Annotated in this window: 20 protein-coding genes; 14 read left to right on the forward strand and 6 right to left on the reverse strand. The window is 70.1% G+C overall.

Going from position 1 to position 20612, the window contains the following annotated elements; genetic code table 11:
• Positions 1-69: 69 nt before the first annotated feature.
• On the forward strand, positions 70-912 hold the full coding sequence (locus KLK06_RS31885; protein ID WP_214639383.1) for a patatin-like phospholipase family protein: 843 nt from the start codon (positions 70-72) through the stop codon (positions 910-912).
• Between the two features lie 286 nt (positions 913-1198).
• Here KLK06_RS31885 and KLK06_RS31890 read toward each other — a convergent pair whose 3' ends face one another.
• Positions 1199-1777: a hypothetical protein gene (locus KLK06_RS31890; RefSeq protein WP_214639384.1), complete on the reverse strand. Its 579-nt coding sequence runs from the start codon at positions 1775-1777 to the stop codon at positions 1199-1201.
• Between the two features lie 13 nt (positions 1778-1790).
• Positions 1791-2483 carry a hypothetical protein gene (locus tag KLK06_RS31895; RefSeq protein WP_214639385.1) on the reverse strand — a complete coding sequence of 231 codons (693 nt, stop codon included), beginning with the start codon at positions 2481-2483 and terminating at the stop codon, positions 1791-1793.
• A 174-nt stretch (positions 2484-2657) separates the two neighbouring features.
• On the opposite strand from KLK06_RS31895, the gene KLK06_RS31900 reads away from it, so the two are divergent.
• Both KLK06_RS31900 and KLK06_RS31905 read left to right on the forward strand, forming a co-directional pair.
• Positions 2658-4082: a serine hydrolase gene (locus KLK06_RS31900; protein WP_214639386.1), complete on the forward strand. Its 1425-nt coding sequence runs from the start codon at positions 2658-2660 to the stop codon at positions 4080-4082.
• Between the two features lie 42 nt (positions 4083-4124).
• Entirely contained in the window at positions 4125-4847 is a 723-nt protein-coding gene (locus KLK06_RS31905; RefSeq protein WP_214639387.1) for a MerR family transcriptional regulator, read from the forward strand.
• A gap of 3 nt (positions 4848-4850) precedes the next feature.
• Here the strand turns inward: KLK06_RS31905 and KLK06_RS31910 are convergent, their stop codons facing one another.
• Positions 4851-5540 (reverse strand): FCD domain-containing protein, encoded by a 690-nt coding sequence (locus KLK06_RS31910; RefSeq protein WP_308168537.1) that lies wholly within the window; start codon positions 5538-5540, stop codon positions 4851-4853.
• 136 nt (positions 5541-5676) lie between these two features.
• Between KLK06_RS31910 and KLK06_RS31915 the strand changes: the two genes are divergently transcribed.
• The 8 genes from KLK06_RS31915 (at position 5677) to KLK06_RS31950 (ending at position 14964) form a co-directional block, all read left to right on the forward strand.
• Entirely contained in the window at positions 5677-7050 is a 1374-nt protein-coding gene (locus tag KLK06_RS31915) for an amidohydrolase family protein (RefSeq protein WP_214639388.1), read from the forward strand.
• A gap of 5 nt (positions 7051-7055) precedes the next feature.
• The gene (locus KLK06_RS31920; protein WP_214639389.1) at positions 7056-8009 is read left to right on the forward strand and encodes a cyclase family protein; all 954 of its coding nucleotides are present in this window, start codon (positions 7056-7058) and stop codon (positions 8007-8009) included.
• Positions 8010-8147: 138 nt separating this feature from the next.
• On the forward strand, positions 8148-9719 hold the full coding sequence (locus tag KLK06_RS31925) for a bifunctional 3-(3-hydroxy-phenyl)propionate/3-hydroxycinnamic acid hydroxylase (RefSeq protein ID WP_214639390.1): 1572 nt from the start codon (positions 8148-8150) through the stop codon (positions 9717-9719).
• Complete coding sequence (locus tag KLK06_RS31930) at positions 9716-10537, forward strand: alpha/beta hydrolase (RefSeq protein ID WP_214639391.1); 822 nt, start codon at positions 9716-9718, stop codon at positions 10535-10537. Before KLK06_RS31925 ends, KLK06_RS31930 begins: the two co-directional genes overlap by 4 nt.
• Entirely contained in the window at positions 10534-11385 is an 852-nt protein-coding gene (locus KLK06_RS31935; RefSeq protein ID WP_214639392.1) for a dioxygenase, read from the forward strand. Before KLK06_RS31930 ends, KLK06_RS31935 begins: the two co-directional genes overlap by 4 nt.
• The gene (locus KLK06_RS31940; protein ID WP_214639393.1) at positions 11382-12260 is read left to right on the forward strand and encodes a fumarylacetoacetate hydrolase family protein; all 879 of its coding nucleotides are present in this window, start codon (positions 11382-11384) and stop codon (positions 12258-12260) included. Before KLK06_RS31935 ends, KLK06_RS31940 begins: the two co-directional genes overlap by 4 nt.
• Complete coding sequence (locus tag KLK06_RS31945; protein ID WP_214639394.1) at positions 12257-13447, forward strand: CaiB/BaiF CoA-transferase family protein; 1191 nt, start codon at positions 12257-12259, stop codon at positions 13445-13447. Before KLK06_RS31940 ends, KLK06_RS31945 begins: the two co-directional genes overlap by 4 nt.
• Positions 13447-14964: a carboxyl transferase domain-containing protein gene (locus tag KLK06_RS31950; RefSeq protein ID WP_214639555.1), complete on the forward strand. Its 1518-nt coding sequence runs from the start codon at positions 13447-13449 to the stop codon at positions 14962-14964. Before KLK06_RS31945 ends, KLK06_RS31950 begins: the two co-directional genes overlap by 1 nt.
• 37 nt (positions 14965-15001) lie before the next feature.
• Here KLK06_RS31950 and KLK06_RS31955 read toward each other — a convergent pair whose 3' ends face one another.
• Both KLK06_RS31955 and KLK06_RS31960 read right to left on the reverse strand, forming a co-directional pair.
• On the reverse strand, positions 15002-15964 hold the full coding sequence (locus tag KLK06_RS31955) for an endonuclease/exonuclease/phosphatase family protein (protein WP_214639395.1): 963 nt from the start codon (positions 15962-15964) through the stop codon (positions 15002-15004).
• A gap of 115 nt (positions 15965-16079) precedes the next feature.
• Complete coding sequence (locus tag KLK06_RS31960; RefSeq protein ID WP_214639396.1) at positions 16080-16832, reverse strand: IclR family transcriptional regulator; 753 nt, start codon at positions 16830-16832, stop codon at positions 16080-16082.
• Between the two features lie 48 nt (positions 16833-16880).
• Between KLK06_RS31960 and KLK06_RS31965 the strand changes: the two genes are divergently transcribed.
• From KLK06_RS31965 to KLK06_RS31975, 3 genes are read left to right on the forward strand one after another with little or no spacing between them, the layout of a single operon-like run.
• The gene (locus KLK06_RS31965) at positions 16881-17921 is read left to right on the forward strand and encodes a cupin domain-containing protein (protein WP_214639397.1); all 1041 of its coding nucleotides are present in this window, start codon (positions 16881-16883) and stop codon (positions 17919-17921) included.
• Positions 17922-17949: 28 nt separating this feature from the next.
• Positions 17950-18771, forward strand: a complete 822-nt coding sequence (locus KLK06_RS31970) for a fumarylacetoacetate hydrolase family protein (RefSeq protein ID WP_214639398.1) — start codon at positions 17950-17952, stop codon at positions 18769-18771.
• Positions 18761-19456, forward strand: a complete 696-nt coding sequence (locus KLK06_RS31975) for a maleylpyruvate isomerase family mycothiol-dependent enzyme (RefSeq protein ID WP_214639399.1) — start codon at positions 18761-18763, stop codon at positions 19454-19456. The genes KLK06_RS31970 and KLK06_RS31975 overlap by 11 nt, the downstream gene beginning before the upstream one ends.
• Positions 19457-19470: 14 nt before the next feature.
• On the opposite strand, the gene KLK06_RS31980 is transcribed toward KLK06_RS31975, so the two are convergent.
• A complete protein-coding gene (locus KLK06_RS31980) occupies positions 19471-20610 on the reverse strand; it encodes a GDSL-type esterase/lipase family protein (RefSeq protein WP_214639400.1) in 1140 nt (379 codons plus the stop codon).
• Between the last annotated feature and the right edge of the window lie 2 nt (positions 20611-20612).

The following is a 20612-nucleotide window of genomic DNA, read 5'->3' on the forward strand; positions in this document are numbered from 1 at the left end:
ACTGTGGAGCCACGTACGAGTAACCGTGCAGAGATGATCGGCACGGCGGTGGTCATGAAGAATGGAGGCATGCGGCGGGCATTGGTACTCGGCGGAGGCGGTGTCACGGGGATCGCCTGGGAACTAGGCATGCTGGCCGGCCTGGCCGAGCACGGCGTCGATCTCTCCTCCGCCGACGTGGTGATCTGCACCTCGGCGGGCGCGGTCGTCGGTGCGCAGCTGGCGTGCGGGCTCGATTTACGGCAACGCTACGAGGCCCAGCTCGCGCCCATCGCGGGCGAGACAGCTCCCCCAGGCGCCACGAAAGCCCTGCTCAAGCTCATCTGGGCGTCGATGCGCGCGGGTACGGACGCGCAGGCGTTCCGAGAGCGCATGGGCCGGACGGCGCTGAATGCCAAGACCCCATCGGAGGAGGAACGGCTGCGCACCGTGGCGCGATGGCTCGGGGAGGCGACGGAGTGGCCCGCTCGCGAGCTGCTGATCACCGCCGTGGACACCGCTTCCGGCGAGTTTGCCGTGTTCGACGCCGCCTCGGGAGCCGACCTGGTCAGGGCGGTCGCGGCCAGTTGCTCCAGCCCCGGCGTGCGCCCGCCGATCACCATCGGTGGGCGCCGCTACACGGACGGCGGGATCCGCTCACCGCTGAACCTGGACCTGGCCAAGGGCTGCAGCCATGTGGTGGCTCTGGCCCCGGTGACGCGCGCCGGCGGCCCGGTGGAGACTGTCGAGCAGCAGCGCTCCAGGCTCGGCGCCGCCCAGGTGGTGATCATCACACCGGAGGAGGCCACCAGAAAGGCGATCGGCACCGGCCTGCTGGACCCCTCCCGCCGCGCACCTGCCGCCCGCGCAGGTCACGCCCAGGCCGCGGCCGCCGCGGACTTGGCGCGCAGTGGCTGGCAGTCGCACACGTAGCCGAAGTACCGGGGATCGGCCAGATCCAGCCCACCCAGCGCCGGTCGTCACCAACCAGCACTCCATCGGGTTCGCCTAGGTGCGCCATCAGGTAGCCGCGGACATCGTCGCGGACGCCGTCGGCGTCCCATTTGGCGGCAAGGCTGGGTGGACACCGGCTTCAAAACGCCGCCGTCGAACACGGCGCCCGCCTGGGGACTTCAGACGCCATCTGAGCTGGTACCTCCGCCTTGTAATGGGTAAGGGCGAGGTGGCTTGAGTTGGCGGTGTTGAAGTGATTCGCGTGTCACAATTGGATGGTGTACTCGCCTTCCTCGCCAACGAGGCGGCTTATCCGATCCACGATGGTGTAGTTCAGGCCAAGGCGCCGAGCTGGTTCAGCGTGGCTGATGTCGACGGTGACCAAAGGCGTCACGCCGTCTATCCGGAAAATCGCCTCCGTCGACCCGTGTGACAACCGGATCTCCAGAAGGTCCCCGCTCCAGGAACGTCCATAAACAGTCCATGGGTCCACCCCGTAGGCGATCATTTTGATGATCCAGGCATGTTGGATCAGGGGTGAGTCGTCGTCCTTAGGCATGCCGAGCACACCGTCATCCGCAGCGGCCGTGCGGAGCGGGACGCCTTGCGCGGCGAGCGTGTCACGCAAGGCGTCCCGCGATGAGATCGAGTAATCCACATGACACTCAAGGGCGGTGTTTCCCGCCGGAATGACCGTGCAGCGGCCTCTGTCGCCGTTGAGTCGGATCGACGCGAAGGTAAGGCCCTCGGCGGCATTAACCCGCTGCGTCGCCGCCACGTTGTACAACAGACGGAGACCTGCGACCAACTCGGGCCGATCTTCGTTCAGAGCGTCGATCCGCATGTGTACTCCTCGGCTAGCCGGGGACCGGCAGGAGAACCGCCCCGAAAGAGGCTCTCATCCAGGAGGGACACACGGTCATGCCCTCACAGTATGCGGTGAGAACCCCAAGGGTGCCCTCGTATTTGCTCGACTCGCGATTGAAGTCCATGATTGTCCGGGTGTTCCGGCTCTCTGCCACATAGCACTCCTTCCACCAGAGAAAACCGTCGCATTTGTGGCGGTAGGACGTCGCCAGATAGTGATAGCGCGTCATGATGAGGGGGTCGGGGACGATACCTCGAAGCGGGTGCTTCGTCATCTGGTGCGCGGATAGGGCATCCAGGTCGTGCTTTTGCTTGATCTTGACGTTGCCGAAGCCCTCGTCTTTGGTTCTGTCCCAGTAGCCCTGGCGATAGTTGATCAGCTTGTTGTCTGTGCTCTCCCAGTAGGTCAGCAGAGTGAAGGCGTCGGCAGGGGGCGCTGCGGCGTGGGAACTGGTCTCCGCAGTCGTGACGTCGTCCGCGGGGACGGCGGCGGACTGCCATTTGGACCATGCGCCGGTGGCACGGCCCGTCGTAGCGCGAGCCCGCCAGTTCACCTGCTTGCCGGCGATCTTGCCGGGCGGGATCCGCAGGCGCGCCACCGTGCCCGTCGCTACATCATTCACGACATCGGACCACAGGCGCTTGGAGCTGTCCTTGGCGGCAGTCCTGACCTCGATGGTCACGTTGGATGTCCGGTGCTGCCCGTTATTCACCTGTTTTGTCCTGGATCATGGTTGTCAGTACGGCCTGGTCGGAGCAATGCCGGATCTTGCAACGCGGCGTTAACCAGAGACTTCACGCAAGGCTGCGCATCGGGCTTGACCTTGCCCCTAGGTCAAGGTCCGACGATGCTTCACATGAACAACAACGCACTGCACACCGTCGAGGCCCAGATCCGCGAGCAGGCCGCCGCCTACTGCGCGTCCAACCACGTTCCCGGGTTCGTCGCCGGCGTCTACCACGCCGGCGAGCAGATCGTCGTCGCCCACGGCACCGCGAACGTCGCCACCGGCGCACCGATGCTCGAAGACACCGGATTCCTCTTCGGCTCCGTCACCAAGGTCCTGACCACCACGCTGGTCCTGAGGCAGGTCGACCGTGGCCTGTTGGACCTCGACACGCCGGTGGTGAAGTACCTTCCCGAATTCGCCCTGACCGCGCCGGGTGCGGCGGACAAGATCCTGGTCCGGCACCTGATCTCCCACACCAACGGCATCGACGCGGACCTGTTCTTCCCCGATGCCAAGGGCCGCGACGCCCTGAAGGCCTACGTCAACGGCCTCGCGAGCAACTGCGGCACCCTGTTCGAACCGGGCGAGCAGCTCAGCTACTCCAACGGCGGCATGATCGTCGCAGGCCGCCTGCTGGAAGTGGTGACCGGCGTGCCCTTCCCCGACCTGCTCGAGCGCGATATCTACGCACCCGTCGGCATGGCGGGCTCCAGCACCTCAGCCGAGCAGGCCATCCTGCGGAGCACGGCTGTCGGCCACTTCCTGGACCCCGAGACCATGGCGGCCAAGCCCACCGGCATGTTCATGCTGCCCGACACCTGGGGGCCGGCCGGTGGCACGCCGATCGGCACCATCGCCGACCTGCTCGCCTTCGGACGCACCCACCTCGCGGGCGGTGTGTCCCCGTCCGGTACGCGCGTCCTGTCGGCCGAGTCCACCGCGTTGATGCGGCAGGTCTCGCACGACATGGCGACCCCGAACGTCCCGCCGATGGGTATGGGCTGGGTGCTGTACCCGTTCGGCGACACGACCGTCCTGGCCATGTCGGGCGCGTCGCCCGGCGGCGTGTCCATCCTGTGCGTCGTTCCCGAACACGACCTGGTCTTCACCGCCTTCGGCAATGCCTCGGGGGCGATCATGCTGCAGGACCAGATCCTGCAGCGGCTCCTGAGCGAACATCTCGGCGTCCAGATCCCCACTCTGGTCACCGAAATGGCGCACGACGTCGACCTCACCCCCTACGTCGGCACCTACCGCTCCAACCAGCTCCGCATCGACGTCAGCATCGTCGAAGGCCAGCTCGAGGAGCGGATGACCTACGAACCGACGGACGAATCGCAAAAGCAGATCTTCACTGAGTTCGCCGGCGGTATGACCTCCGCTCCGCCGCAGCGCTACGTGCCGATCCGGCCCGGCCTTTTCGCGCCCGCCGGATACCCGCTGGAGACGTTTGACGGATACCTGCGACTGCTGCTCGTCTCCTACCACGACGTCCGCGACGGCCAAGCGCGCTTCCGCAACGGCGGCGGCCGCCTGACTCGACGAGTCTGACCGTTGCGAACGACCTGAACGCCGAGTGGAAGGATGTCCAGCATGCTCACGATTGGCCAGCTCGCGGACTACGCCGGAGTGACCAGCAAAGCCATCCGCCACTACCACGAGCGCGGTCTGCTCCCCGAGCCCGGCCGCGACTCGTCCGGCTACCGGCGCTACACCGCCAAAGATGCCGTCGACCTCGTCAAGATCAGGACTCTGGCCAATGCGGGCGTACCACTGGCCCGCATCAAAGACCTCCTTGACGCCGACTCGGACGCGCTCACGGCGGCCATCGCCGAGATCGACCACAACCTCCAAGACCGTATGGCGCAACTGGGGCGGATCCGCGATCAGCTCGCCCAGTTGCGCGGCGGTGAGCGGCTCTTCGTTTCCCCGGAGGTCGCCGACTATCTCGACGATCTGCGCGAACTCGGCGTCAGCGAGCGCCAGCGGTGCCTGGAACGCGACGGCTGGATCCTCATGCAGACAGCTTCACCCGAGGACGCCTCCCTGTGGCTCGCCGAAAAACGCGAGCTGATGGCCGATCCGGAGTTTCGCGTCCTCTACCTCGAACATGACGCCGCCTACGAGTGGTCGCCGAGCGATCCCCGCCTCCCCGCCCTCGCGGACCGTACCCGGAACTGGTTCGCCCATCACGACAGCCGGTCCGAGACCCGTCCCGTCCACAACCCGGCCATCGCCCGGTTGGCGGCGCAATCCCAGCCCGGAGCCTCATCCCCAGCTTGGGACCGCCTGACCCAACTCCTCAAAGGCCAGTGACCCTCAGATCTGTGCGGGGGCGTGGTGGCGGTCGACGGCCGCGGCGGTCCGTGCGACGTCGCCCGCGATGATGGCCTCCACCAGCTCGGCGTGCACCTCCACCCGGAAACGCAGGTAGTCCTCGGTGCGGCTGTCGTCGTCGGGGTCGGCGTGCTCGGACAGGTCGGTGATGCACCGGGTCATGCTGAGGTAGACGGCCTTGGCCAGATGGTTGTGGGTGATCTCCGCGATGCGCTCGTGCAGCGCCCAGTTGGCTCGCATGAACCGGTCGGTGCTGGTCGTGGCGCGCTTGAGGGCCGTCATGAGCTTGCGCAGGTCGGAGATGTCCTGCTTGGTACGGTGCTGGGCCGCGTCGACGGCGATCAGCGGCTCCAGTGCCTCGCGCACCGCGATGGCGTCGGCCACGGTGGCGGGCATCTTGCGGACGGTCAGCAGGGTGTGCCGTAGGCGCACGATCACGTTCGGCCGGGCCACGAACAGGCCGCCGCCACGGCCGGGACGGATCTCGACGGTGCCGCGGTCGTTGAGCAGGCGCGCGGCTTCGCTGATCGTCGCCCGCCCGTAACCCGACTGGTCGCGGAACTCGTCCATCGTGCCGATCAGGTCGCCGGGGCCGAGCTCGCGATCGTGGATCATCGACTCGATGTCCGCGGCCAGCGCCTCCGCGCGTGTCAGGGATTCAGCGTTAACCACCCGAACGATTCTACCAGATTCCTAGTCAATCCACCGGCCGGAGGGTACGCTCCGGCGAGAACATAACACCCTAAACATCCGGGTGGTTATGTTCATCGACTAGCCTGCTGGCCAGCGGGTATCTAGGAGGGTTGCCATGAATCGTGTGCTTGTCAAGGGTGGGACCGTACTCACCATGGAGCCGGGCGAACGGCCGCTCGCGGCCGACGTACTGATAGAGGACGACGTGATCGCCGCGATCGGCCCGGGGCTCGCGGCGGACGCCGAAGTGATCGACGCGACCGGGACCATCGTGCTGCCCGGGCTCGTGGACACGCACCGGCACGTCTGGCAGGCGGGCCTGCGCGGGCTCACCGGCGACTCGGTGCTGAAGGACTATTTCCGCAGCATCCGGTTCCAGGCCTCGGCGGTGTACCGGCCGGAGGACATCCGGGTGGGCAACCTGGCGGGCATGCTGGAGGCGATCGACGCCGGCGTCACCACCGTGCTCGACTTCTGCCACGCCGTCAGCACGCCGGACCACGCCGATGCCGCGATCGAGGGCAGCGCCGAGTCCGGGATCCGCACGCAGTTCGCGCTGGGGTTCAGCGATGTGCCCGGTCAGGACGAGTCGCTGGCGACCGCGGAAGGCCGGCTCGCGCTCGCGACCAGGCTGCGGGAGGGGCGCCTGGCCTCCGACGACGCGCTCGTCACGCTCGGGATCGCGCTGTCGGACCTGCCCGAGGTCGGCATCGACCGCATCCGTACGGAACTGGCGGGCGCGCGGCGACTGGGACTGCGCAGCACCACCAACGGGCTGGCGATCCTGTTCCACGAGCCGGTGGACGACCTGGCCGTGTTCGAGGAGGCCGGGCTGCTCGGCCCCGACCTGGTGTGGGTGCACCTCAACTACGCCACCGCCGGCCAACTGCGCATGGTGGCCGACTCGGGCGGCTCCGTGGCGACGTGCACGGAGGCCGAGATGGCCATGGGCATGGGGCGCCCGGCCACCGAGCGGGTGCTGGCGGCCGGCGGTCACTGCACGTTCGGCTGCGACGTCACCACCTCCGTCTCCGGCAGCCTGCTGCAGCAGGCCCGTACAGCCATGCAGGTGGGACGGCTGCTGGCCGCGGATGAGGGCATGGCCGCGGGACGAGCGCCGGAGTCGGTGCCGCCGTCGTGCGAGACGATGCTCAAGGCCGCCACCCTCTGGGGCGCGGAAGCTCTGGGGCAGTCCTCCCGTATCGGCAGCCTGCGGGCCGGCAAGCAGGCCGACCTGATCCTGGTACGCGCGGACGCGGTCAACACCGCGCCCATGCACGACCCGTACGCCACCGTGATCACCCAGGCGCACCCCGGCAACATCGACACCGTCATCATCGCCGGCCAGGTGCGCAAGCGCGCCGGCGTGCTGACCGCCGACTGGGCGCCGGTGCGTGAGCGGCTGGCGGAGTCGAAGGAGTACGTCGCCGCGACCGTGGAGAAGAACGGCGGGTTCTTCCCCGATCCTCCTCTTTACCTGCCCTGGTAGGCGAAATGCAGCTTCCTGACTACGATGACCTGCCGCCGGCGCCGGACGGCGGGCGCAGCGCCTGGGGCCTGTTCGGCGAGCAGGACCAGCTCGGCCTGGTGAACCTGCTCACTCCCGAACGCGTGGCCGCCGCCGCGAAACTGGTACGCAGAGGGGCCGGCTTCCCGCTGGACGCGCCGCTGGGGATGTTCTCCCCGCCGCTCAACAGCAACCGGGGCAACCCGCGCCACCACGTGATCGCCCAGCCGGGCGGCATCGGCTTCGACGACGTGTGGGACAACGTGTACCCGCAGGCCGGCAGCCAGTGGGATTCGCTGGCGCACATCGGCTACAGCCGCGAGGTGTACTACAACGGGGCGAGCGCGGCCGACATCCTGTCGGGCCGCCGCAACACCGTCGAGCGCTGGGCCGAGCACGGCATGACGGGCCGCGGCGTCCTGCTGGACATGCCCGCGGCGATGCGGGCCCTCGGCCGCCCCTATGATCCGGGAACGACGGTCGAGTTCGGGCCCGGCGAACTCGAGGCGGCCAGGAAGATCGCCGGCCTCGACTACCAGACGGGCGACATCCTGCTGCTCCACACCGGCTTTACCGGCTGGTACGCCGACCAGCCCGACGACGTGCGCAAGCGGCTGCCACGCGACCTGCGCGCTCCCGGGCTGGCCCATTCCGAGGACGTCTGCCGATATCTGTGGAACGCCCACTGCGCGGCGGTGGCCTCCGACACCTTCGCGGTGGAGGCGTGGCCCGCGGACACGAGCCCGCGGGCGGCGCCGTTCGGTTTCATCCACCAGATGCTGATCGGCAGCTTCGGCATGGCGCTGGGCGAGTTGTGGTGGCTGCGCGACCTGGCCGAGGACTGCGCGCGGGACGGCGTATACGAGGGGATGCTCGTCAGCGTGCCCACCCGGGCCCCGGGCGGGATCGCGTCCGCACCGAACGCAACATTCCTGAAATAGCCTGTAATGCAGCCTTGACCTGCTGGTAACGAGGCGGCACACTCACATAAAACCCCCGAACCTTTAGACAGTTTGCGGGACTTGAAGGCGGGCCAGCCGTCCGGCGACCGAGCGCGCCGCATCTTCTGGGAGACACACGTGCCTGACATCTACGACGTAGCGATCGTCGGTTACGGCCCCGCGGGCGAGGTGGCGGCGGCCACCCTCGGCGCCGCCGGACATCGAGTGGTGGTCTTCGAACGCCAGCACAAGCTCTATCCGCTGCCGCGCATGGTCACTTTCGACGGGGAGGCCTGCCGGACCGTACAGGCCACCGGCTCGTCCGTCGACAAGGCGCTCAGCACCGCCGTGACGCTGACCGCCTGCCATTTCGGTGACGCCGCCGCCGAGCCGCTGCTCAGCCTGGACTGGAGCGGGCAGCAGTGCGGATTCCCCGCACACTCCTCCATCGTCCAGCCCGACGTGGAGGCCGTCGTACGGGAGAAGGTCGACGCCCTGCCGAACGTGGCGGTGTACCGCGGCACGGAGGCCTTCGGGCTGACCCAGCACGACGACCACGTCGAGCTCACCGTCCGCCCCAAGCACTCCACCGACCCCGCCGAGGAACGCACGATCCGGGCCCGCTACGTGATCGGCGCCGACGGCACCGCGAGCTTCGTCCGCCAGGCGGCCGGCATCACGATGCGCGACTACGGGCTGCACGAGCGCTGGCTCAACTTCGACATGAACAAGCTGACGGACCTGCCCGAGCGGTTCAACCGGCTTATCATGATCATGGACCCGAAGCGGCCGCACATGTACATGCCGCTCGGCGCCATGCGCCAGCGCTTCGAGATCCGCCTGCACGAGGACGAGGACGAGGAGCGGATGTACGACCCGCAGGTCGCCTGGGACTTCCTGCGCGACGAGCACGGTCTCGGCGAGCAGGAGATGTCGATCTGCCGCCAGGTGGTCTACCACTTCTACACCCGGGTGGCCGAGCGGTGGCGCACCGGCCGGGTCTTCATCGCCGGTGACGCCGCGCACACCATGACGCCGTACATGGGACAGGGCGGCTGCTCGGCCATCCGCGACGGCCGCAACATCGGCTGGAAGCTCTCGCTCGTCCTGTCCGGCGCCGCCGGCGAGGACCTGCTGGACGCCTACCAGGCCGAACGCGAGCCGCACGTGTCCGCGATCGTGTTCGCCAGCGACGGCCTGTCGCGGCTGGTCAACATCGTCGACCCGGACGAGGCCGAGCAGCGCAACCACGCGATGCGCAACAACCTCAACCCGCCACCGCCGCCGTTCCCCAAACTGGAGCACGGCGTGCTGCACCGCGAGGCGGACAGCTCGGTCGCCGCGGTGACCGGGTCGCTGTCCCCGCAGGGCCGCCTGCGCAAGGGCGGCGCGGAAGGCCGCGGCGACGACCTGCTCGGCCACGGTTTCCAGCTCATCACGCGACACACCCCGCGACTCACCGAGACGCAGCGCGGCACGCTGGAGGCGATCGGCTGCTCCATCGCCGTCCTGGAGGACCAGGCCGACCCGGACGCGGTCACCGACCTCGACGGCGTCTACACCCGCTTCCTGAAGGACCACGACGCCGACGCCTATATCACCCGGCCCGACTGGTACGTCTTCGGCACCGCCACGGCGGACGGCCTCCCGGCGCTGGTCGACGAACTGGCCGCCCGCCTCCACCTGACCGACGAAAGGCAGCCCGCGTGACCCGCATCCAGCCCGACATCGAGTACGCGACGGTGGACGGCACCTCGCTCGCACTCGACCTCTACCTACCGGAGACCGGGGACCCGGTCCCCGTCGTGCTCTACCTGCACGGCGGCGGCTGGCAGGTGGGCGACAAGCGCGACGGCGCCACCGAGCGACTGGAGCGCATCGCCTCCTACGGCATCGCCGTCGCCTCGGCCAACTACCGCTTCGCCACCCAGGCCACCTATCCCGCGCAGGTGCACGACGTGAAGGCCGCCGTCCGCTGGCTACGCGCTCACGGCGCCGCGTACGGCCTGGCCACCGAGAAGATCGGCGTCTGGGGCGCGTCCGCCGGGGCGTACCTGGCGACCATGGCCGGACTGACCGCCAAGAACGCCGAGCTGGAGGGGACGGTCGGTGACGACCTGGACCAGTCCAGCCACGTGGACGCGGTGGTGCACTGGTTCGGCCAGAGCGACCTGCTCGCCAACTCCCGCCGCACCTGGCTGGAGAAGGAGATCCTCAACCCGCCGTTCGAGGGCCCCCTGCTCGGCCTGGCCGACGTGTCCCAGAACCCGGCCGCGGCCCGCGCCGCCAGCCCGCTCACCTGGGTCGGCGCCGACGCGCCGCCGTTCCTGATCGCCCACGGCGACCGGGACCGGATCACGCCCTCCTCCGAGAGCCTGGCCCTGCACGACGCCCTCGTCCGCGCCGGAGCGGAGTCCACGATGATCCTGCTCGGCGGCGCCGGGCACGAGGGCGAGGAGTTCGACCGCCCCGACCACCTACGCCTGACCGCCGCGTTCCTGCTCAGTCACCTCGGGAGCGCCGCATGACCCCGCTGCTGCGGCAGGTGCTCAGCCAGGTCGACGGCCCGGACCCGCGCCTCAACGAGATCGTCTCCGCCCTGGTCACCCACCTGCATGCCTTCGTCGAAGAAGTACGCCCGACCGAGCGGGAGTGGATCGCCGGCCTCGACTTCCTCATCCAGACCGGGCAGATGTGCACCCCCGACCGCAACGAGTTCATCCTGCTGTCCGACATGCTCGGCCTGACCACCGCCGTCGACGACGTCAACCACGTCGGCCCGGAAGGCATGACGCCGTCCTCGGTCGAAGGCCCCTTCCACTCCCCGGCGCCCGCGCGCGACCTCGGCGCCTGGATCAGCTTCGGGCCCGAGCGGGACCGGGCGGTCCCGACCGTCGTGCACGGCCGGGTCCTGGACTGCGACGGCACCCCGTTGCCCGGCGCCCTGGTGGACCTGTGGCAGGCCAACGACACCGGCCTGTACGACACCCAGGACGACACCCAGGACGCCGGCAACCTGCGCGGCCTGTTCACCGCCGACGGCGACGGCCGCTACTGGTTCCGCACCGTCCGGCCCAGCAGCTACCCGGTGCCCACCGACGGCACCGGCGGCAAGCTGCTGCACGCCATCGGCCGCCATCCGATGCGGCCCGCGCACCTGCACTACCGGGTCGCCGCCGCCGGCCACCGGCCGCTGACCACCCATGTGTTCCTGGCCGGCGACCCCTACCTCGGCTCCGACGCCGCCTACGCGGTCAAGGACGAACTCGTCTGCCATCCCCGGCCGCGCACCGGCGGATGGGACATGGGCGGCCCGTACGAGGAGATCGAATTCGATCTCAAGCTCGTACCGCTCGACTGGAAGGACGGACAGTGAAGCTCGCCGGAGTAAGGCTCCCAGGGGACGACACCGTGCACGTCGCCCAGCTGGACGGCGACACCGTGCGGGTCGTGACCGACGTGACGCGGTTCTGGGCCGACGCCCGCGGCTGGACGGCGAAGGCCGCGCAGCTCACCGGCGCGGGCGTGCCCGCCGGGTCGGTGACGTTCGTGCCGCCGGTGCCGCCGTCGGCCCGGGTGATCTGTGTCGGGCTGAACTATCGCGCCCACGCCGCCGAGGGCTCCTTCGAGGTGCCCGAACACCCGACGCTGTTCGGCCGGTGGACGGCCTCGCTCAGCGTGGGCGGCGTGCCCGTGCCGGTTCCGGTGGGGGAGGCGGGCCTGGACTGGGAGGGCGAGGTGGCCGCGTACGTGGCCGAACCTCTGTGCGACGCCGACGCCGGCACCGCGCGGGCGGCCGTCCTCGGCTACTCCACCTTCAACGACCTGACCGCCCGCCGTGCCCAGAAGCTCACCACGCAGTGGACCCTCGGCAAGAACGGCGACCGCAGCGGCCCGATGGGCCCGATCGTCACCGCCGACGAGGTGGGGGACCTGCGCGACGGGCTTCGCGTCCGGACCCGGGTCAACGACGCCGTCGTCCAGGACGGCAACACCCGCGACATGATCTTCGGCGTCGGCGACGTGCTGTCCCTGATCAGCCGTACCTTCACCCTCAACCCGGGCGACGTCATCGCCACCGGCACCCCCGACGGCGTCGGTTACGTGCGTACCCCGCCGTGGCTCCTCACCCCCGGCGACGTCGTCGAGGTCGAGATCGACCGGCTCGGCACCCTGCGCACGCCCGTCGTCGGCGCGCAGGGCCGCGCCCTGACGCCGCAGGAGGCCGTCGGCTCTCCGGAGAAGACGTGACTCACGGACCGCTCGCCGGAATCGTGGTGGCCGACCTGACAAGGGCGCTGGCCGGCCCGCACGCCACGATGATGCTCGGCGATCTGGGCGCCACCGTCATCAAGGTGGAGACGCCTGAGACCGGCGACGACACCCGCGGCTGGGGACCGCCTTTCGCCGACGGTGAGTCGACGTACTTCCTGTCCGCCAATCGCAACAAGCGCTCGATCGAACTGGACCTCAAGTCCGACGACGGCAGGCAGACCCTCGAAGCCCTCGTCCGCCGAGCGGACGTGCTCGTGGAGAACTTCCGCACCGGCGTCCTCGACCGGCTCGGCTTCTCCGAGCAGCGACTGGCCGAACTCAATCCGCGGCTGGTGGTACTCAGCATCAGCGGCTTCGGCCACGACGGTCCCGAGGGCGGCCGGCCCGGCTACGACCAGATCGCCCAGGGCGAGGCCGGGCTGATGTCGCTGACCGGCTCCGGGCCGGAGGATCCGCAGCGCGTCGGGGTCCCGATCGCCGACCTGCTGGCCGGCATGTACGGCGCCCACGGCGTGCTCGCCGCCCTCATCGAGCGAGAACGCACCGGCACCGGCCAGGTCGTGCGCACCTCCCTGCTCGCCGCGGTGGTGGGCGTGCATGCCTTCCAGGGTACGAAGTGGACGGTGGCCGGCGAGGTCGGTCAGGCGCAAGGCAACCACCATCCCTCGATCTGCCCGTACGGGCTGTTCCGCACCCGCGACGGCGCCGTCCAGATCGCCGTCGGCAGCGAGGGACTGTGGCGGCGTTTCTGCGCCGCGTTCGCGATCGAGGCGGAGCGTCCCGGCATGGCCACCAACCCCGACCGGGTCACCAACCGGGACGCGGTCATCCAGCTCGTCGAGGAGCTGTTCGCCGGACACGACACCGTCCCGCTGCTGGCGTTGCTCGACGAGGCGGGCATACCAGCGGGAAAGGTCCGTGACCTTCGCGAGGTCTACGACTGGGCGCAGACCCGCAGCCAGGGCCTGCTGCTCGATCTGCCGCACTCCACCTTGGGCCAGGTCACGCTGCCGGGGCCGCCGCTGCGGTTCTTCGACCCCGGCGGCGCGGAGACAACATTCACCGGGCACACCGCGCCACCGGTCCTCGGAGCCGACTCCGCGTCGATCCGCACCTGGCTCACCGGGCTCGCCGACGAGCCAGCCCCGCGGGCGGGCGCGTGATGGCCCGTCCGACCGCTCGCGAACTTCTCGCGGCCCTGCTCGACGACGGCACCTACCAATCGTGGGATGCCGAGCCCCTGGACGTACGCCCCGATCCGGCCTACGCCGCCGACCTGGCCGCGGCGCGGGAGAAGACGGGCCTCGACGAGTCGGTCATCACCGGCCGCGGCCTGCTGCGCGGACGCCCTGTCGCGGTCGTCGCCGGGGAGTTCGGCTTCCTGGGCGGGTCCATTGGCGTGGCCGCGGCCGAGCGCCTCGCCTCGGCCGTGGAACGTGCCACCACGGAACGCCTGCCGCTCCTCGCGGCCCCGGCCTCCGGCGGCACGCGTATGCAGGAAGGGACCGTCGCCTTCCTGCAGATGATCAAGATCGCCACGGCGGTGGCCGCGCACAAGGCCGCCGCTCTGCCCTACGTCGTCTACCTGCGCCACCCCACAACGGGCGGTGTACTCGCCTCCTGGGGCTCCCTGGGACACCTCACCCTGGCCGAGCCCGGCGCGCTGATCGGCTTCCTCGGACCACGCGTGTACGAGGCACTCCACGGCACTCCCTTCCCTCAAGGCGTGCAGACAGCCGAGAACCTGCACGCGCACGGGCTCATCGACCTGGTGACCGCACCCACCTCACTGGCCGCCACCCTCGACCGCGCCCTCGCCGCCCTCACCTCTCCCCGCGACTCGCACAATGACTCCCGCAGCGGCTCCCACGGCGACTGCCACAGCGGCTCCCACGGCGGCGGCGAAGACCGGCCGCACCGAGCGACCGGATCGGCGTCCGATGCCTCCGCCTGGGAATCGGTCCTGGCCACGCGCATGCCCAACCGTCCGGGTTCGCACCACCTCCTCCACAACACCGCCACAGACGTGCTCCAACTCGGTCGCCCCCACGGCGAGATCATCCTTGCCCTGGCCCGCTTCGGCCCGACACCCTGCGTGTTCCTCGGCCAAGAACGCACCGAGCGCCCCATCGGCCCCGCCGCCATCCGCCTGGCCCGCCGGGGCATTCGGCTCGCCGCGGACCTACGGCTGCCCCTGGTCACCGTGATCGACACGCCGGGCGCGGAACTGTCCAGAGCCGCAGAGGAAGGCGGCCTGGCCCACGAGATCGCCCAATGCCTGACCGAACTCGTCACGCTGCCCTCACCAACGGTGTCCCTGCTGCTGGGCCAGGGCGCGGGCGGCGCCGCACTGGCCATCCTGCCCGCCGACCGCGTCCTGGCCACTCAACACGGCTGGCTGTCCCCGCTACCGCTCGAAGGCGCGAGCGCCATCGTGCACCGAACACCGGACCGCGCCCCCGACCTCGCGGACGCCCAGCGAATCCAGGCCACGGACCTGATCGAGGCCGGCCTGGTCGATGCCGTCATCGCCGAACACGGCGATACCACGACCTTCTGCCACAGAGCAGCACAAGCCATCCAAGAAGGGCTCGCGCAGCTCGGCGCCATGGATCCGGCCACCCGCATGCACGAGCGATGGCACCGCTACCGCACCATCGGGCTTCATCAGCGCCGCTGATGGCCGAGGTCGGCAAACCGGCCGCGACCTCAGATCCCTACGGCTGGACCCGCAGGTCGGCGAAGAGGGCCCGGTGGTCCGATCCGGGAACGTCGTACACCTGTACGCCGGCCGCCCCCGCACGGCTGTCGGTCAGCACGTGGTCGATGGTCACCAGCGGCGGCAACCTGCGACCCCCCCAGGTGGGCACCAGGCCCTGCCCGGTGGCCGCCGCCGCGTCCGTGTAGCCGGTGGCCAGCAATCGCCGGAACACCGCATGGTCCAACGTGGCGTTGAAGTCGCCCGCCAGGATCCGTGGCATGCCAGTGGCCGGAGCGGGCGGCAGCGTCGCGATCCCGGCCTCCCACTCCGGCACCGTGGAGGGCACCGGCGCCACCGGATGTACGACCACGACCTGCACCGCCGACCCGCCCGGCAGCGCCACCTCCACCACAGGCATGTGGTGCCCGACCGGCTGGAACACCCCCGTCTGCTCCCGCAAGGGGAGGCGGGCGTACACGCCGCTGCCGTCCGCCCCCCACTCCGACGGCTGGATCACCTGGTACGGCAGCAGCTTCGCCAGCCCGGCCGCTTCCAGCCGGTCACGTTCGGACCAGGTCAGCTCCTGCAGGCTGAGCACGTCCACGTTCAGCCTGCGCGCCAGGTCGACGATCGACCCCGCGTCCCCGCGTCCGCCGTTGAGGTTCGCGGTCAGCACCCGAAACGGCCGCCCCGTGGCGGCGACCGTACCGCTGACCGCCCGCGGGACCACGCACCAGGCAAGACAGAGGCACACCGCCAGCATGATCGCGATCGCGACCCTGCTCCGCGTGCTGATCACCAGTCCCAGCACGACCAGCGCCGCGACCGTGAAATAGGGCGTGAAGGAGACCAGCGGCACCAGCACGGCTCCGGCCTCCAGGCCGCCCAGCCGCACAGTCGTTCCCAGCGCGAACACCACTGCGACCCCGATGGCCAGCCACGCTCTCCAGCGTCGTCGTGGCCGAGCCGGCACCGTCACAGGGGGGACTTTGTCCAAGAGCACAGCCACGAACTTAGGCGGCCATTCTTAAAATCAGATGATAACGGGGAGGAACGACGCGGCTACGTGGTGATGATCATGTGGCGCGCGCGGGTCAGTCGGGGAAGTCGGTCAGGGCCTGCTCGGCCTCGGCTACCGCGCGTCTCAGCTCCGCCACGAACACCCCCACCCGATCCCCGCCGAACCTGGCGGAGGGCACCGCGATCGACAGCGCCGCCACGGCCGATCCCCGGCCGTCGCGCACGGCGCAGCCGATGGCCGACACGCCTTGCTCGGTGCCGTCGATGTTCAGCGCGTAGCCGCGTACCCGGATCTCGTCGAGCTCGCGCGTCAACGCGGCCCGCTCCGCGTCCGGCAGGTCGGGGTAGAGCTCCCACAGCCGCTCGCGAGGCAGCGCGGCCAGCAGCACCTTGCCGCCGGACGTGCGGTCGGCGGGCAGGATCGTGCCCCGGCGGTCGCCCACGTGCAGGATCTGCGCGGACTCCGCGCTGTGCAGGAAGCGCACCTCCGTGCCGACCCGCACCGTGAGGTTGACGGTCTCCCGCACCCGCGCGCACAGCGCCTCCATCGCCGGCCTGGCCCTGGCCCGCAACTCGCGCAGCGCGGAGCCGCTCGCGGCGCCCGGCGCGGCGGCGAGGAAGGGGCCCGGCAGGTACGTGTGGTGCTCGTCCTGTACGGCGAAGTCCCGATAGACCAGCATCGCCAGCAGCCGGTGCGCGGTCGACCGGGCGATGCCGAGCTCGCGCGCCACGTCGGCGACCTTGAGCCGTCCCTGGTCGCGCAGCATGTGCAGGAGGAGGAGCACGTTGTCGACCGACCCGAGCGCGTACGGAGGACGATTCTTCACAGCAGAATCATAGTGCGCTATGCAGAACGCCCTCCTAACGTGGTCCCCATGACCCCAGAGGAGCGGCTGTACGCCGACTTCACGGCAGAGCACCTGATCCCGCTCTGGACCCAGGTCGGCGATCTCATGCCGATCCACCCCAAGCCGAAGGCCAGGCCGCACGTGTGGGCCTGGAAGACGCTGCACCCGCTGGCCGAGCGGGCGGGCGACCTCGTGCCCGTCGGCCGGGGCGGCGAGCGGCGCGCGATCGCGCTGGCCAACCCCGGGCTGAACGGCCTGCCGTACGCGACGCCGACCCTGTGGGCGGCCATCCAGTACCTGGGCCCGCGCGAGGTCGCCCCCGAGCACCGGCACACCCAGAACGCCTTCCGCTTCGTCGTCGAGGGCGAAGGCGTGTGGACCGTGGTCAACGGCGACCCGGTGGCGATGCGGCGCGGCGACTTCCTCCTCACCCCCGGCTGGCACTTCCACGGCCACCACAACACCACGGACGCGCCGATGGCGTGGATCGACGGGCTGGACATCCCGCTCGTCCACCACACCGACACCTCGTTCTTCGAGTTCGGCCCCGACCAGGTCACCGACACCTCCACCCCGCACGTGTCCCGTTCGGAGCGGCTGTGGGCGCACCCGGGGCTGCGGCCGCTCTCGGCTCTGGGGGCCACGCCCAGCTCGCCGATCGCCGCCTACCGCTGGGAGCACACCGACCGCGCGCTCGACGAGCAACTGGCGCTGGAGGAGGAGGGCCATCCCGGGCCGGTCGAGCCGGGCCACGCCGCCGTCCGCTACACCAACCCGACCACTGGCGGCGACGTCATGCCGACGATCAGGGCCGAGTTCCACCGGCTGCGTCCCGGTGCCGTCACCGCTCCGCGCAGGGAGGTGGGGTCGTCGGTCTACCAGGTGTTCGACGGCGAGGGTACGGTCGCGCTCGACGGCGTGGAGCGTCCGCTGACCCGGGGCGATCTCGTCGTGGTGCCGTCCTGGTGCGCGTGGTCGTTCCGGGCCGGCAGCCGCTTCGACCTGTTCCGCTTCGCCGACACGCCCGTCTTCGAGGGCCTGCACCAGTATCGAGAGGAGCTTCTGTGAAGCTCCCGTTCCACCGAGAGGAAAACGCGTGAAGCTCGCGACCCTGCGACTGCCCGGCCGTACCAGCGCCGCCCGTGTCGACGGCGAGTACGCCGTGGAGATCGGGGCATCCGACGTCGGGGCGCTGCTCGCCGAGCCCGGCTGGCACGGGCGGGCCGCCGCCGCGGACGGCCCGAGGCACCCGCTCGCCGGCGCGGACCTCGCTCCCGTGGTGCCGCACCCCGGCAAGATCATTTGTGTCGGGCTCAACTACCGCACCCACATCCTGGAGATGGGCCGCGAGCTGCCCGCGTATCCCACGCTGTTCGCCAAGTTCGCCGACGCCCTGATCGGGCCGTACGACGACATCGTGCTCCCGGCCGTCTCCGAGGCCATGGACTGGGAGGCCGAGCTCGCCGTCGTCATCGGCACAGAGGTACGGCACGCCTCGCCCGAACAGGCCCAGGCGGCCATCGCCGGCTACTCGGTGCTCAACGACGTGACGGCCCGCGACTACCAGTACCGCACGCTGCAGTGGCTCCAGGGCAAGACGTTCGAGTCCACCACCCCGTTCGGCCCCTATCTCGTCACGCCCGACGAACTCGACGGCGCGCCGACCATGCAGTGCGAGATCGACGGGGAGGTGGTGCAGCAGGCGGACACGGCCGACCTGGTGTTCTCACCGGCCGAGCTGATCGCGTACCTGTCGCAGATCCTCACCCTGCGCCCCGGCGACGTGATCGCGACCGGCACCCCCGGCGGGGTGGGGCACGCCCGCAAGCCGCCGCGCTACCTCGCCGACGGCGACAAGATCGTGACCCGGATCGCGGGCATCGGCGAGCTGGTCAACGTGGCGCGCCATGATGGCTGACCTCGCCTGGCTCGACTTCGGCACCGCGTACTTCGCCGCCTGCCTCGACGGAGCCGACCTCAACCGGCCCAGCCGCCTCCCCGGTTGGACCGGACGGCACCTGGTGGCCCACGTCGCCTGCAACGCGTCGGCGCTCGGGCGGCTCGCCCATTGGGTGCGGACCGGCGAGGAGACGCCGATGTACGCGAGCGCGGAGGCGCGGGACGCCGAGATCGAGGAGCGGGCGCGGCTCTCGCCCGCCGATCTCGTCGTCCTGTCCGAAGAGAGCGCCGCACGGCTGCGGACGGCGCTGGAGGACCTGTCCGCTCCGCAGTGGGACGCAAGGGTACGCACCGCGCAGGGTCGCATGGTGCCCGCCTCGGAGATCCCCTGGATGCGGGCCCGCGAGATGTGGATACACGCGGTGGACCTGGGGACGGGCGGGCGGTTCGAGGACTTCCCGCCCGGGTTCGTGGACGCCCTGCTCACGGACGTGACGGAGCTGTGGGTACGGCGGGGGCAGGGCCCCGCCGTGGTGCTCGCCCCGACCGACAGGCAGCAGCTCTGGCGAGTGACCGCCGAGCCGGAGGCCGGTGAGGCGAACGCGCGCCACGTGAGCGGGACGGCCGCCGAGCTGGCCGCCTGGGTCACCGGCCGTGGCCCGGCCCCTGACCATGAGGCACCCACGCTCGGCCGCTGGCTCTAGGAAGGCCTTCGCTTTCAGGCGGAAGCGAGTACGGCTCTGGCGACGATGTCGGCTATGGCCTCGGCTCCCGCGTCGTTGGGATGGATGTGATCGCCGCTGTCGTAGTCGGACCTCAGGGCAGCCGGCGCGGCCGGGTCGCGCAGCGCGCGATCCAAGTCCGCGACGACGTCGAAGTGGGACCGGATCCACTTGTTGACGCGCTGCCGGGTCCGTTCCCCCTCGGGCGTGTCGAATCCGGGGCTGACACCGTCCGCTCCGCCGAAGGGTGTCAGGGTCGCGACGACCGTCGTCAGCCCCGCTCGCGCGGCTTGCCGGGTGATCGAGCCGAGCCCGTCGATGAGATCGTCCGCCGGCACAGCGGGCAGACCCAGCATGCCCGGCATGCCGATGTCGTTGAGGCCCAGCTCCACGACGACATGCGTCACCCCCGGCGCGGCGAGCACGTCACGCTCGAACCGGGCGATGCCGCGTTCGCCGAAGACGTCACTGAGCAGCCTGTTGCCGGCGATGCCGAGGTTGAGCACGGAGGTGTCCGAGAGTTTGCCGGCCAACAGGTCGGGATAACGATGGTGGTTGCCGTGGGCGGTGCCCACTCCGTCGGTGAGTGAGTCGCCGAAGGCCGCGACCACCTGGCGTCCCTCGGGCGCCCCGATGTCGATGCCACCCAGGTGAAACCGGGATTCCACCTCTTCGGCACCCGCCAGGTGCGTCCGGGAGACGGCGTCACCCGCTACCACGTAACCGGTCTGCAGGGCGAAGGGATGGTAGGTGGCCGGCCCGGCATCTGAGGCGTGATACGTGCTGACCGCCAGGTCGCTCTCGCCCGCTGTGACAAAGTCGACCGGATCGCTCACGGCTTCGGCCCCGGCGTCGATCGTCACCTGAGCTGTCCCCCCGAAGGTGACCGGGGTGTCGGTGCCCGCGGTGATCGAGGATCGGGTGTCGTGCGCGGCCACGCTGGTCCGGGCGATGGTGAGGGGTTGCTTGCCGTACTGGTTGCTGAGGCGTATCCGTAGACGATCACCGGCCCCGCGGACGCGCACGACCTGACGCAGCGTCTGGTCGCGAAAGGCACGCGAGGGGTGGATGAGCGTCATCGACTCGTACGCGCTGACCGGGGCTGACCTGAAGGCCGCCGTCCAGGTGGTGGTCATGT

Source organism: Nonomuraea sp. NEAU-A123 (assembly GCF_018603905.1).
Lineage (GTDB): Bacteria > Actinomycetota > Actinomycetes > Streptosporangiales > Streptosporangiaceae > Nonomuraea.